The sequence below is a fragment of the Williamwhitmania sp. genome (genome assembly GCA_035529935.1).
Classification (GTDB): domain Bacteria; phylum Bacteroidota; class Bacteroidia; order Bacteroidales; family Williamwhitmaniaceae; genus Williamwhitmania.
The window spans coordinates 25,044-38,814 of sequence record DATKVT010000117.1 but is presented as its reverse complement, the minus strand read 5'-3'; the positions used below and the strand labels follow the sequence as shown (position 1 = coordinate 38,814).

At 46.8% G+C, this 13,771-nt stretch carries 11 protein-coding genes; 7 read left to right on the top strand and 4 right to left on the bottom strand.

What is annotated here, in order from left to right; all coding sequences use genetic code 11:
* A partial coding sequence (locus VMW01_09055; GenBank protein ID HUW06398.1) for a hypothetical protein occupies positions 1-300 on the top strand: 300 nt, incomplete at its 5' end.
* Between the two features lie 242 nt (positions 301-542).
* On the opposite strand, the gene VMW01_09050 is transcribed toward VMW01_09055, so the two are convergent.
* The 4 genes from VMW01_09050 to VMW01_09035 form a co-directional block, all read right to left on the bottom strand.
* Positions 543-2,405, bottom strand: a complete 1,863-nt coding sequence (locus tag VMW01_09050) for a methyl-accepting chemotaxis protein (protein HUW06397.1) — start codon at positions 2,403-2,405, stop codon at positions 543-545.
* A 390-nt stretch (positions 2,406-2,795) separates the two neighbouring features.
* Entirely contained in the window at positions 2,796-4,685 is a 1,890-nt protein-coding gene (locus tag VMW01_09045) for a methyl-accepting chemotaxis protein (protein HUW06396.1), read from the bottom strand.
* A gap of 296 nt (positions 4,686-4,981) precedes the next feature.
* Entirely contained in the window at positions 4,982-5,941 is a 960-nt protein-coding gene (locus VMW01_09040; protein HUW06395.1) for a GNAT family N-acyltransferase, read from the bottom strand.
* Between the two features lie 139 nt (positions 5,942-6,080).
* The gene (locus VMW01_09035) at positions 6,081-6,944 is read right to left on the bottom strand and encodes a 1-acyl-sn-glycerol-3-phosphate acyltransferase (protein ID HUW06394.1); all 864 of its coding nucleotides are present in this window, start codon (positions 6,942-6,944) and stop codon (positions 6,081-6,083) included.
* A gap of 216 nt (positions 6,945-7,160) precedes the next feature.
* On the opposite strand from VMW01_09035, the gene VMW01_09030 reads away from it, so the two are divergent.
* The 6 genes from VMW01_09030 to mraY are packed head-to-tail and all read left to right on the top strand — an operon-like array spanning position 7,161 to position 13,770.
* Positions 7,161-7,619, top strand: coding sequence for a hypothetical protein (locus tag VMW01_09030; GenBank protein ID HUW06393.1), 459 nt, complete (start codon positions 7,161-7,163; stop codon positions 7,617-7,619).
* A gap of 9 nt (positions 7,620-7,628) precedes the next feature.
* The gene (gene rsmH, locus VMW01_09025; protein ID HUW06392.1) at positions 7,629-8,528 is read left to right on the top strand and encodes a 16S rRNA (cytosine(1402)-N(4))-methyltransferase RsmH; all 900 of its coding nucleotides are present in this window, start codon (positions 7,629-7,631) and stop codon (positions 8,526-8,528) included.
* A gap of 4 nt (positions 8,529-8,532) precedes the next feature.
* Positions 8,533-8,919 carry an FtsL-like putative cell division protein gene (locus tag VMW01_09020; protein HUW06391.1) on the top strand — a complete coding sequence of 129 codons (387 nt, stop codon included), beginning with the start codon at positions 8,533-8,535 and terminating at the stop codon, positions 8,917-8,919.
* Positions 8,920-8,922: 3 nt separating this feature from the next.
* Positions 8,923-11,043 (top strand): penicillin-binding protein, encoded by a 2,121-nt coding sequence (locus VMW01_09015; protein ID HUW06390.1) that lies wholly within the window; start codon positions 8,923-8,925, stop codon positions 11,041-11,043.
* Complete coding sequence (locus tag VMW01_09010) at positions 11,043-12,506, top strand: UDP-N-acetylmuramoyl-L-alanyl-D-glutamate--2,6-diaminopimelate ligase (protein ID HUW06389.1); 1,464 nt, start codon at positions 11,043-11,045, stop codon at positions 12,504-12,506. Before VMW01_09015 ends, VMW01_09010 begins: the two co-directional genes overlap by 1 nt.
* Positions 12,507-12,516: 10 nt before the next feature.
* Entirely contained in the window at positions 12,517-13,770 is a 1,254-nt protein-coding gene (mraY, locus tag VMW01_09005) for a phospho-N-acetylmuramoyl-pentapeptide-transferase (GenBank protein ID HUW06388.1), read from the top strand.
* The last annotated feature ends 1 nt before the right edge of the window (position 13,771 follow it).

Below are 13,771 nucleotides of genomic sequence, written 5' to 3'. Positions count from 1 at the left end.
CGCAAGTGCAAGGAGCAGCAAAACCTGCCCAAGGAGGAGGTGGTAAACTACGTGAAGGAGATTTACCGCCCCTTTACCACCGACGAGGTTTCGAAAAAGATTGCCCACATGCTGCACCCTGCCGATATGAAGGCCGAGGTGGAAATTGTGTTCCAAACCGTGGAGGGGCTACACCAAGCCTGTCCCAACGACCGGGGCGACTGGTACTTTACCGGCGATTATCCTACCCCCGGTGGCAACAAAGTGGTGAATACTTCGTTTATAAATTTTGTAGAAGGGCGGAAACAGAGGGCCTACTAAGCAATCAATTGTGGCACAGCACCACTTACGATAACCACACTGTGTAGCAACATAGTAGCTACCAGATTTGAGTAGTTTCTTTATCAAAGTTTGAAGGGTTTGATGCTAAATCCCCGGTTGAATGCTAGACAGCCGGGGATTTTTTTGCTTTTAGATTTGGAGACTGTCAGATTTGAATGTTAAAAAAGAAAAAGGGAGACCCCAAATACGGAGCCTCCCTTGGGAAGTATATACGCTCGGAGTTAGAACTTTTCGTAGTCGCTATCGCTGCTGTTCGAAAAATTAAGGTTATAGCCCTTGCTCTTTGGAGCAGTAAATGCCTGTGGGTGCAGCTTTGGCATGGTTGGTTTTGGCTTAACCAGGTGCTTTGGAGCCATGTGGGGTGAGTTAAACACTCGTTTTGTTTCTGCTTCAACGCGGAAGAACGCAATGGTATCCTTCAGCTGCTCGGCTTGGCTGGCTAGCTCCTCGGAGCTGGTGGCCATCTCCTCGCTGGTGGCTGAATTTTGCTGGATAACCTGGTTTAGCTGCTGAATGGCGTTGTTGATTTGGGTAGCTCCGGAGTTCTGCTCAAAACCTGCTGCGCTTATCTCCTGCACCAGCTTGGTGGTTTTCTCAATCTCGGGAACCAGCTCGTTGAGCATCTTGCCGGCATTGTCGGAGGTGGAAACTCCACGAGCGGATAGCCGGTTGATTTCGTCGGCGGCTACACGGCTCCGTTCGGCCAGCTTGCGCACCTCGGCGGCAACCACGGCAAATCCTCTACCATGCTCACCAGCGCGGGCGGCCTCCACTGCGGCGTTAAGGGCCAGGATGTTAGTCTGGAAGGCAATGTCGGAGATGATGGAAACCTTTTCGGCAATCTCCTTCATGCCGGCAATGGCCTGCATTACCGCCTGGTTGCTCTTAAGCAGGGAGCTGGTGCCCATAATGGCAATCTTTTCTGCCTGCTGTGAGTTGTCATTGTTCTGCTCAATGTTGGCGGCCATCTCCTCCATCGACGACGAAACCTCCTCGGCGGCAGCGGCCTGCTCGGCAGCGCCCTGCGACATCTGCTGGGAGGCATCGCTCATCTGGCCGCTGGCAAAAACAATGATATTGGCTCCATCGTTAATGTTATGAACAATTTCGCGCAGCTTTACCACCATGTGGTTGAGGGCCTGCATCAGTTTACCCATTTCGTCTTTGCGCTGTAGTATGGTCTTGTCAACGGACACCAGCAGGTTGCCCTGCGAAACCTCCTCGGCTAAGGATAGCGATTGGCGTATGGCTACCATTACCTGCCGAACGATGTAGACCGACATAAGCACACCGGTGATCAGCGAAATAAGCAACACGATGAGAATGGTTGTTGAGGTGGCGTCCACCATCCGATGGGTTTCAGCCTTAACGGCCTTGCTCTCATTACCAGCCATCTGCTTGGCTATGGTGCCCAGCTCATCCTCCTTGCTTTCTGTGGTCTTTTGGTTCACAATGGCATCAGCCATCAGCAGGGACTGCTGCTTATACTCGGTAAGCAGCGAAGCAATGGGGCTTTTAGATTTTCCTGCTATTGAAACTGCGAGATTCATGTCATTCATCCATGAATCCTTATCCTCCTGCTTCATGAAGCGGGAGTACTCATACTCGTTTACCCTAGCCCGAAGGAAAAGAACAAACGGTTGGCTTCCTTCTAACCCCTTTTTCTCCTTGGCCATAGCCAACATTTGCTGGTAAATCTCCTTCATCTTGGCCTGCAACGCCTGCTGCTCTTTTACGGAGGTAATGATCTCAATGAGCCCCTGCCGATAGTCTTCTATGGACGACTTCAGCTTGTTGATGTTAGCCAGCTTTTCCTGGCTGTCGAGGATGGAGAGTAGATGGGCATTGCTGGTTTCGGTTGCCGCTATTGCATTTTTGGCCTCCGTAGCCAAGCTGTCCTGCTGAAGGGCCATAAAGCTTCGTGTGCTCAACCGAGCGTAGAGGAAGTTGGCCTCCACACTTGTAATTTCGCTGGCGATGGTTTCCTGCGTTTGAATCTTTTGCAGCCCGTTGTAACCAAAAAGTCCGACCAGTATGGCCAAAATAAGCATGAGGCCAAAACCAGCATATAGCTTTGCTCTCATTGATAGATTTGAAAATTGCATAGAATGAGTAGGGATTTACGTGAATATATAGTTGGCGAATAAACGTCGACTTGGAGGGGTTGCTTGGCAGATTACTAGGCTTTCAACTTTTTTTATTCGGGCAGTAGTATAGCGCTAATAAACTGATTACGTGCATACAAATTCAATGCTAGGCGTTAAAACTTGTTAAGGATTGTTAACCAACGTTAACCACTCTTTTTCAGAAGGATACAGTATCGGTGTTCAGCTCTATTGCCGAAATGCTTTGTCAGCCAAGATGTGGCCAATTATTGTAGAATAGCCATCAAGTTTCTTGCCTTGATCAAGGCCCAAAAGAAAAAGGGTGACCCCTGTTGTGGGGCCACCCTTCGGAAAAGTACACGCTACGTGTTAGAATTTCTCGTAGGCATTATCGCTAGTCTCGGAAAGCCCGAGGTTGTATCCTTTACCCTTTGGAGCCACGCTTGCCGGCTTGTGCTGGGTGTGTGCTACTGGCCTTGGAGTTGGAGTAGCCACGTGTTTGGGTGCAGCGTGGGTTGATCCAAATGATTTTCTTACTTCAGTTTCAATGCGGAAGAACGCAATGGTATCCTTCAGCTGCTCTGCCTGGCTGGCTAGCTCCTCGGAGCTGGTGGCTAGCTCCTCGCTGGAGGCGGCGTTCTGCTGGGTTACCTGGTTCAGCTGCTGAATGGCGTTGTTTATCTGCGAGGCACCGGAGTTTTGCTCAAGGCTTGCAGCGCTTATTTCCTGAACCAGCTTAGCAGTTTTCTCTATTTCTGGAACCAGCTCGTTGAGCATCTTTCCAGCTTCGTCGGAGGTGGTAACCCCGCGGGATGATAGCCGGTTGATTTCATCGGCAGCTACACGGCTCCGCTCAGCTAGCTTGCGCACCTCGGCTGCTACCACGGCAAATCCTCTGCCGTGCTCTCCTGCGCGGGCAGCTTCCACGGCGGCGTTAAGGGCCAAAATGTTTGTTTGGAAGGCAATGTCGGAGATGATGGAAACCTTTTCGGCAATCTCCTTCATGCCAGCAATGGCCTGCATTACCGCCTCGTTGCTCTTGCGCAGGGAGGCGGTGCCCATAATGGCAATCTTTTCGGCCTGCTGCGAGTTGTCGGTGTTCTGTTCAATGTTGGCGGCCATCTGCTCCATCGACGACGAAACCTCCTCGGCGGCGGAAGCTTGCTCGGAGGCCCCCTGCGACATCTGTTGGGAGGCATCGCTCATTTGGGTGCTGGCCTGAACAATGTTGTCGGCACCGGAAGTAATGTTTTCGGCAATGTCGCGGAGCTTAATAACCATATGGTTGAGGGCCTGCATCAGCTTGCCCATCTCGTCTTTGCGCTGGAGCATAGTTTCGTCCAAGGTCACCATCAGGTTACCCTGCGAAACCTCCTCGGCCAAGTCTAGCGACTGCCGTATGGCACCCATAATCTGTCGAACAATGTAGGCCGATAGGAACAGGCCAACAAGCAAGGAGATAAGGAATATGGATAGAATACCAGTGGTGGCTGAAACTACCATTTTTTGGGTTTCGGCTTTTACTGCTGCACTTTCATCGCCAGTAATCTGCTTGGCTATAGCACCGTATTGCACCTGCTTGTTCTCTGCGGTTTTTTGGTTCACCACTGCACTAGACATAATTTGTGCTTGCTGCTTATACTCGTTGAGTAAGGTGGTGATGGGACTCTTTGAACTTTCGGCTATGGCAACGGCGCGGTCCACATCGCTAAGCCAAGAATCCTTATCGTCTTGGTTAAGGAATCGGGTGAAGGCTCCTTCGCTCACCTTTGCTTGTAGGAATAGGCTAAAAGGTTGCGAACCAGCTACTGCCTTGTTGTCTTTGGCAATGGCAATAACCTTCAGATATAGTTCCTTCATCTTGGCTTGCTGCTCTTGCTGCTGCTTTACCGAGGCGATAATGTCGGTGAGTCCATCGCTATATGCGTCTATGGAGGACTTTAACTTACCAATATTTGCTAGTTTCTCTTGATCCACTAGAACTGCCTGAAGATGGCTTATACTTGCTTCGGCGTCGGCCAGCGCATTCTTGGCCTCAGTGGCCCAGCTCTCCTGCTGGAGCGCCATGTATGAGCGGGTGCTCAACCTTGCATAGAGAAGATTGGCTTCCACTTTAGTAATTTCGTCGATAACAACTTCCTGCGTTTGAATCTTGTGCAGTCCATTGTAGCCAAAAAGCCCTACCAGCATGGCCATAAAAAGGAGTAGGCTAAAACCGAAGAAGAGCTTTGCTCTGATTGATAGATTTGAAAAATTCATAACTGGGGCGGATTAGTGTTAATAATTGTTATATAGTGTTAACGCCAATATTTGCGTAAGGTTAACCTCACTTTGAGCAAAATAAAGATGTTAATGACTAATGATGGTTATTGTCGGCTAAAGGTTGGAACTAGCCAAAATAGTGGCGAAAATTGGTGACAAAAGAAGCATTAAGCCAAGATGCTGGTTATGACATAAGTGAGTGTATAAAAGTGATTTATGTTACTTTTTTAAGGGGTATCAATAAAAAAGGCCACCCCATTCGGGGCAGCCCTTTCTTTTTATATCCTTACTATCTAATCGTTGAGAAGTGGTCGTTGCCGTGGCCTTAGTAGGCGAGGGCGGCGGAAAAAGGTTTTTATGTGCCGCTCCACCTTCTTCAGGTAGATATCGTTAATGGTAATTAGGATACCCGTCTCCTCCACATCGCCAAAGTGCGGGTTAAGCACTGTGCCAAACGATTTCATGGAGGGCGACAGATTCATGTAGGCGTTTATGAGGGGAGGGATATTCTCACCTAGTCCGCGCACCGTTTTCGAAAGAATTTTGTAGTCCTCCTCATAGGTTTTACCCACAAAAACCTTGGCCATGCCCTCCCTGTCGATATTGAGCTCCAACGGGTGAAGGGGGATAACCAAGTTTTCGTGATCGGCAAAGTATTTTTCGAGAAAATATAGAATGTAGTTGCGGGCCTCCATGTGGTAGGAGCGGTACATTGTAACCTTACCAAAGAAGTATTTAATTTCGGGGTAAACCACCACTAGGGCACCAATGCCATCCCATAGGTTATCCAATGCCCAAATGCCTTTTCCTATACGCCCGGTGCTTTGGTAGTTTGGCTGAACAAATGAACGGCCCAACTCAATCATGTGGGGCAGATACTCCTCCTGAAACTTGTCGGAAAATTGAAAAAGTTCGGAGGTGGCAATGTTCATCTGATCATGCTTACTACTCAATACGTGGTAGCGGTAGCCTCCAAGAATCTCCTTATCCTTAGGGTCCCAAACTATGAGCTGCTTGTATGGATTTTCGCTTGAATCGAACGGGTCAACGTCGATACTCTTGCCAGTGCCACCACCGGCTGCTCTGAAGGAGAGTTCCCGCAGCCGGCCAATCTCCAGCATAATGTTGGGCGAATCGTGTGCCGTTACAATGTATAGCTTGTTGCCACCATTATTGGTTCTGCGCAAAAATTTCTCCCGCGTCAGCTCCTTTATTATCAGCATTTTGTCTACTGGTGGGATAATCGGTTCCATAGAAATTATTTTTTTAAACCTACATATTTTTTGTAGGCCTTGTGCAATTGAGGGTTAAAAATTCATGTAAAGTTTATATCGCGCAATAAAATCAACCCATTCAAATGCTTGGTTAATGCTTATAAATTGTAAGTTAGGTTCATTTTGGTTGCGTATTTGCAAGGCCATAAGCCTTTTCTCTTATCCAGTTAGTCCATTCTTGGGCCGACTTTTCACTGGAAAATGTTTGGTAAGGTATGGGCTTACCTATAACCAACGAAAGTTTCTTTCCCCGTTGCTTAAACATTTCATCAACAAGGTAAAGCATTTCTATGTTCGCCTTGGCCCCCAAAAGTTTACGAAAATTTGCAAGGTTGTAGAAGAAGTTGGAATTTCGACCGGAGAAGAAAACCGGTACTATATCGCGGTGGTGCTTAACAGCCTTGCTCACGAAGTTCTTTTTCCATTCTAGATCAAGGATCTGACCCTTTACCTTTCGGGAGCATAATCCTGCGGGGAAGTATAGCACCTGAGCCTCGGAGGCGTATGTTTCTTCAATGGCCTTTGCATAGCTGGTAGTCTGTCCACCGAGTTTATTAACCGGAATAAACAGCTCGCGCAGCTGCCTTACGTTCATCAGCAGATCGTTCACCACAAACCGAATATCGGAGTAGTGTTTTCGTAGTTCGCTCATGAAGACAAGACCATCTAGCCCCCCAAGAGGGTGGTTTGAAACAAAAATGTAACGACCATCGGGGTTAATATTCTCAAGGCCATAAACAGTATAGGTTATACCCATATCGGCCAAGGAGCCGTTCACAAAATCAATTCCATGAAGGTGGCCATGGCGTTGCAGAATGCCATTAAGATCATCCTGATGGATCACGCGCTTGAGGTATCGAATCAAAAAACCAGGTAGAAGTTTGAGTAGCTTAGGGTTTTTCTTTTTGATAATCTCTTCCACGTCAAGGAATTTTACCTCTTCCACCCCTTTTTTTGGCTCGCCTTCAAAGATTTGACTCATAAATTATATTGTTTAGCCAACAAAGTTAAAATTTTTCTCTTTGGATGTTTCACATATTCTCAATGGCAAGTAAACAAAGGTCTTTAGATATTCACGCTTACTAATCAGCAGTTTCAGTGGGACAAAAAGTTATCAACAATGTGGGGAAAAGTGGGAGAATGTGTGAGAAAGTGGATATTTTTGTCGTAGTTTTACTTTCTAAGTATATAAGAAACAATGGCAACATTTATAGGTGATTATGTATGCAAGGCTGACGAAAAGGGCAGGGTGTTACTCCCAGCTGCCTTTAAGAAGCAGCTTGCCTCATCGTCAACGCCTGATCAATTTGTTGTCAAGAAGGATATTTTTGAGAAGTGCCTGGTGCTTTACCCCGGAGAGGAGTGGGAGCGTCAATGCCGCTTGATTAAGGAGAGTGTAAATCCATACAACAAGCAGCACAATACTTTTTTGCGGGAGTTTTTTAGAGGGACTGCTGAGGTGCAGATGGATGCCGGTGGAAGGCTATTATTACCGAAGCGACTGCTGGAACTTATTGAAGCAGGAAAGGAGTTGGTGCTGGCTGGTCAAGACGGAAAGGTTGAGATTTGGGATAGAGAGCGCTACGAAGGAGTGAGACAGGCCGAACAGGATTTTGCAACCCTTGCCGAAACAATTCTTGGAGGTTTAAATCAATAAAATTGCCCTATGAGCTACCATGTTCCGGTTCTTTTGAAGGAGAGCGTGGACGCTCTTGACATAAAGCCTGATGGCACTTATGTAGACCTAACGTTTGGAGGTGGCGGTCACTCGGCCGAAATATTGAAGAGGTTGGGCCGCAAGGGCAGGCTATACGCGTTCGATCAAGACTCTGATGCCATTGCCAATAAGCCCAATGACAAACGCCTAACGCTAATTCGTGGGAATTTCAAGTTCATGCGCGGTTTTCTCCGCTACCATGGAGTGGAACGGGTGAATGGTATTCTTGCCGATCTTGGTATCTCCTCTCACCATATCGATACTCCAGAACGTGGCTTTTCATTCCGATTTTCGGGAGCGCTTGATATGCGCATGAATCCAGAAGCCTTGGTGTCGGCAAAGGATGTGGTCAATGGTTACACGGTGGAGAACCTCACCTATATTTTGAAGGAATACGGCGAGGTTGAAAACCCGAGGCGAGTGGCTCACCTTATTGTTGAAGGACGGGGGATGGGCTACATAGCCACCATAGAGGAGTTGATGAAGGTGCTGGAACCAGCAACCCCCAGAATGAATGCTAACAAATTTTTGGCAAAGGTATTTCAGGCAATAAGAATAGAGGTAAACGGTGAGCTGGATAGCTTAGCCTTGATGCTGGAGCAGACTGGAAAAATATTGGAGCATGACGGTAGGTTGGTGGTTATTACCTACCATTCGCTCGAGGATAGGCTCGTTAAGAACTACATGAAGGCTGGTAATGTGGATGGTGTAACCCAAAAGGATTTCTTTGGCAAGGCAACTGTGCCATTTGTGCTAATTACACGCAAGTCCATAGAACCGTCGGAAGAGGAGCAGCAGCAAAATTCGCGTTCGCGCAGTGCACGTATGCGGGTAGTAAAAAAGGTTTGACCATATGTTAGGGAAAGAAGAGCAAGTTGAGTTTGAGAAAGAACCGGAGGAATCTAAAAAGGCGAAGAAGAAATCAAACCCTTTGAAGGATATTATGACCGGAAGTATGTTAGCGAAGGAGGCCGTAACTGGGCAACTTCCCTACATTGTTTTTTTGGTATTCATGGCCTTGGTGTATATAGGAAATAGGTATCGCACAGAACGCATTGTAAGTGAAAGTACAAAGTTGCAAAAGGAGGTTGAAAATTTACGTTCCGAAAGTATAACCACTGCAGCAGAGTTGATGAATATCAGCAAGCAATCTGAGGTTGCTCGTATGGTAAAGCAGCAGGGATTGGGTTTAGAAGAGTCGGTAAAACCACCACAAATAATAAAAAAGTCGGTTTGGTAAATTATGGGAGCTTCAATTAAATCGGATGTTGTTTGGAGAGTAGCCTTAGTCTACTTTTTTGTGCTGTTGGTGGGACTCGTCATCATAGCCAAGGTGCTCTATATCCAATTTGTTGAAGGTAGTGCCCTGCGCCAAAAGGCTGAGGAGATTACCTTTCGTCAGGTACCAATTTATCCTAATAGGGGAGATATTTTAGACGATGAGGGGAGGCTACTGGCTACCTCGGTTCCCTACTATGAACTGCGTATGGATCTTCGAGCCGCAGGCTTAACCGATGAGATATTCTACGAAAAGGTCGATTCATTAGCGCTTTGTTTATCCAACATGTTTAAGGATAGGTCACCATTCAGCTATCGTTCCCTGCTGGTAAATGCTCGTCGGTTTGACAAAGGATCGCGATATTTTCTGCTTAACTCACGATTGGTAAACTACATTGAACTTAAGCGTCTGATGACTTTTCCGTTGTTAAGATTACCAAAGAATGTGGGAGGGTTTATGCCCATTCAGACCGATAAGCGCATACGCCCCAACGATTACCTTGCTGCGAGAACCATTGGGGGGGTAAACGAAAACGGAGTTGCCGTTGGTATTGAGGGCGCATTCAATCACGAGTTGAAAGGGCAGGCCGGATTAGTGCTTACCCAGCGCATTGCAGGTAAAATGTGGATACCGGTAAATAGCGAGGAAGATGTTAGCCCGCTTGATGGTACCGATGTTGTTACCACCCTAGACATCGACCTACAGGACGTTGCCCAGAATGCGCTTCGTCGCCAGCTTGTCAGCCATAATGCCGACCATGGTTCAGTAATACTCATGGAGGTTAGCACCGGTGAGATTAGGGCCATAGCCAACCTAAAACGCTCTTCCGATGGCAGCTATACGGAGGCTTTTAACTACGCAATTGGTGAAAGCACTGAGCCTGGATCGACTTTTAAGCTTGCAGCGCTCATCTCCCTACTTGAGGATGGTTATGTTAAACTTAGCGATACGGTAGATACCAAAAATGGACGCTTTCTCTACTTCGACAAATGGATTGTGGATGCCCATGAAGGGGGTCTGGGTAAGCTCACGGTGCAGCAGGTTTTTGAGCAATCATCGAACGTTGGGGTGGCCAAGCTAATGATTGAGTATTATAAGGGTAGGGAAAAAAGTTTTATCGACAGATTATATGCGATGAAGTTGAATGAGCCGCTTGGGCTACAGATAAAAGGTGAAGCAGTACCCGAAATTAAATACCCCGGCGACAAGTATTGGTCTGGCGTTTCGTTACCAATGATGGCCATTGGGTATGAGGTAAGGATTACCCCATTGCAACTATTGACGTTTTACAATGCTATTGCCAATGGTGGTAAGATGGTTAAACCCCTTTTTGTGAAGTCGTTGCAGCGGCATGGTAATACCGTAAGAACTTTTAGCCCCGAAGTTATATCGTCTAGTATATGCTCCCGCTCAACCCTTCGTAAAGTGCGACAAGTACTGGAAGGGGTGGTGGAACATGGAACGGCCAAAAACCTCAAGAATAGCGTTTATACCATTGCTGGCAAAACGGGAACTGCTCAAATTGCAAGGGGAAGTGGTGGATATGCCTACCAGGGAGCAAAGAGCTATCAAGCTTCTTTTGTTGGATATTTTCCTGCCGATAATCCAAAGTATAGCTGCATAGTGGTTGTAAACTCACCCTCCAACGACGTTTACTACGGCAACGTGGTAGCAGGCCCTATTTTCAAGGAGATTGCCGATAAGGTTTACGCTAAAAGTTTGGAGTGGCAGGAGCCCATAAGCCATTCGGTAAAGCCAGTGGATATTCCCGTTTCACAAGGAGGATATAGGCCCGATCTTAACGAGGTTTTTGATGATCTCAACATTCCATTCTCTGACGATGGTGTAACCTCCACGTGGGTTAATACAAAGAGTAAGGATAAGGAGGTTGAACTTAGCAAACGTTCAATTATTAATAATCTAGTTCCAAATGTTGTAGATATGGGATTGAAGGATGCCCTCTTCCTGCTGGAGAATGCAGGACTGCGAGTTCGCTTTAGCGGTAAAGGAACTGTAAAGAGCCAATCACTTCAGCCTGGAACACGTGTAATTAGGGGAAATGAAATTTTTATCTCATTGGGATAATGGAAACAATGTTGCTATCATATTTACTCAAGCAGGTTGACGTAGTCACCGTTAAGGGATCGCGCCATGTTGATATAAAAGGCATCATTTTCGACTCGAGAAAGGCGGAAGAGGGGATGCTCTTCGTTGCCGTAAGAGGTACCCAACACGATGGTCATGCATACATAGATGAAGTTGTTGGCAAGGGAGTAAAGGCTATTGTGTGTGAGGAGCTACCAGCAGAAATACAAAAAGGGGTTACTTACGTCAAGGTAAGACACTCCGAGGAGGCGCTAGGTCTAATTGCCGCAGCATTTTACAATTTCCCATCTCACGACTTGCGGCTGGTTGGCGTTACAGGTACAAATGGAAAGACAACCACGGCAACGCTGCTTTACGATGCGGCGCGGAAGCTGGGCTACAAAGCTGGCTTGTTTTCTACTGTTGTGAACTATGTTGATGGCACTGTGGTGGACGCCACCCATACCACGCCCGATGCAGTGAAAATCAACGAGCTACTGCGCCAAATGGTAGATTTAGGATGCTCATTTTGCTTCATGGAGGTGAGCTCTCATGCCATTATTCAGCAGAGAATTGCAGGCTTAAAGTTTGCCGGCGCCATTTTCTCCAACATTACCCACGATCACCTCGATTATCACAAGACCTTTGAAGAGTATATTAAGGCAAAGAAGCGTTTTTTTGATAATCTTCCTTCCGATGCGTTTGCCCTCACCAATATTGACGATCGAAACGGAAAAGTGATGGTGCAGAATACCAAGGCATCAATCCATACCTACTCGCTTCGATCAGCCTCAGAGTACAAGTGCCGTATAGTTGAGCACGACTTTGAGGGTATGCAGCTTAACATTGATGGGATTGATGTTTGGACTCGGTTTATTGGTGAATTTAATGCTTACAACTTGCTGTCGGTATACTCTGCTGGACGTTTGCTTGGGTTTGGCCGAGAGGAGATGCTAACTGCTCTGAGCCTTATGACACCTGTTTCAGGACGGTTTGAATACGTTCGCTCGAGGCAAAAGATAACCGCGGTTGTGGACTATGCCCATACACCAGATGCGCTGGATAATGTGATATCTACCATAAACAAAATTCGAAAGCCAGAGCAGAAACTTATCACCGTGGTTGGCGCAGGTGGAAACCGCGATAAAACCAAACGACCTGAAATGGCTTGCATAGCCGCAGAAGGCAGCGATATGGTGGTTTTAACATCCGATAATCCTCGCTTCGAAAAGGCGGAAGATATTTTGGAAGATATGAAGGCTGGCATTCCCGACGATGTAGTTGGTCGCGTGCTAGTAATAGTAGACCGCAAGGAGGCAATAAAAACTGCGTGCATGCTCTCTCACCCTGGCGACATTGTGCTGGTGGCTGGTAAAGGGCACGAGAATTATCAGGAGATAGGTGGTGTTAAGCATCACTTTGACGACAAAGAAGTATTACGAGATATTTTTGAAAGTTTATAAGTACTAGGTTATGCTATACTATCTGTTCAGCTATTTAGAAAAGCTCGACTTCCCGGGAGCGAGGTTGTTTCACTACCTCTCGTTTCGGTCGGCACTTGCCATTATCATCTCACTCCTTTTTACCCTATTTTTTGGTAAGAAGATGATTCGGTATTTGCAGAGGCAGCAGATTGGAGAGGAAATTCGTAACCTTGGCCTGGAAGGGCAAATGCAGAAGAAGGGAACGCCAACCATGGGCGGGCTAATCATAATTTTGGCCATCCTAATACCGACATTATTACTTGGTGATTTAGGCAACATATACATTCTCTTAATGATTGCTGCAACCATTTGGATGGGAATGGTCGGTTTTGCCGATGACTACATTAAGGTATTCCGCAAGCACAAGGAGGGACTTCCAGGGAGGATGAAGATTCTTGGGCAAATTGTTCTTGGTCTCATGGTTGGCCTTACATTGTTTTTGAGCAATGACGTGGTTATTCGAGAGAGAACTACCAAGGTAAGCCCCGGCTCCGAAGTTGAGGTGGTTGATGGCGCTGCAGCTGGTGAGCAGCGAACGGTATTTTTGACCCCCGAAAAAAAAACAACTCAAACAACCATCCCCTTTTTTAAAAATAATGAGTTTAATTATGCCGATGTGCTTTTTTTCTTGCCAACTGAAAAGGCAGAAAAGTGGGCATGGGTGGTATATGTGTTGGCCTGTATATTTATTGTAACTGCCGTTTCCAATGGGGCGAATCTAACCGATGGGCTCGATGGATTGGCAACTGGAATTTCCGCCATCATTGGGGTTACCCTAGGTATCTTCGCCTACCTATCGGGTAACGTAATTTATGCCGACTACCTGCACATAATGTACATTCCACATTCGGGAGAGTTGGTTGTATTTATGGCAGCCATGATTGGGGCTACCATTGGATTCCTATGGTATAACTCTTTTCCGGCGCAGGTTTTTATGGGCGATACCGGTAGCCTCGCCCTAGGTGGCATCATTGCTGTGTTTGCAATCATGATTCGGAAGGAGCTGTTAATTCCCATTCTGTGCGGGGTGTTCTTTGTAGAGAGCATTTCGGTAATGCTGCAGGTGAGCTACTTTAAGCGCACTAAGCGCAAGTATGGCGAAGGACGAAGAATCTTCCTGATGGCACCTCTTCATCACCATTACCAAAAGAAGGGATATCCAGAGCCAAAAATTGTTACCCGGTTCTGGATTATCGGGATGATACTTGCAGTTGTAACCATTGTAACTCTCAAAATACGGTAAG

Coding starts and splice junctions, on each gene's coding strand:
- VMW01_09050 (HUW06397.1), bottom strand. CDS start 2,405: ATGAGAGCAAAGCTATATGCTGGTTTTGGCCTCATGCTTATTTTGGCC.
- VMW01_09045 (HUW06396.1), bottom strand. CDS start 4,685: ATGAATTTTTCAAATCTATCAATCAGAGCAAAGCTCTTCTTCGGTTTT.
- VMW01_09040 (HUW06395.1), bottom strand. CDS start 5,941: ATGGAACCGATTATCCCACCAGTAGACAAAATGCTGATAATAAAGGAG.
- VMW01_09035 (HUW06394.1), bottom strand. CDS start 6,944: ATGAGTCAAATCTTTGAAGGCGAGCCAAAAAAAGGGGTGGAAGAGGTA.
- VMW01_09030 (HUW06393.1), top strand. CDS start 7,161: ATGGCAACATTTATAGGTGATTATGTATGCAAGGCTGACGAAAAGGGC.
- rsmH (HUW06392.1), top strand. CDS start 7,629: ATGAGCTACCATGTTCCGGTTCTTTTGAAGGAGAGCGTGGACGCTCTT.
- VMW01_09020 (HUW06391.1), top strand. CDS start 8,533: ATGTTAGGGAAAGAAGAGCAAGTTGAGTTTGAGAAAGAACCGGAGGAA.
- VMW01_09015 (HUW06390.1), top strand. CDS start 8,923: ATGGGAGCTTCAATTAAATCGGATGTTGTTTGGAGAGTAGCCTTAGTC.
- VMW01_09010 (HUW06389.1), top strand. CDS start 11,043: ATGGAAACAATGTTGCTATCATATTTACTCAAGCAGGTTGACGTAGTC.
- mraY (HUW06388.1), top strand. CDS start 12,517: ATGCTATACTATCTGTTCAGCTATTTAGAAAAGCTCGACTTCCCGGGA.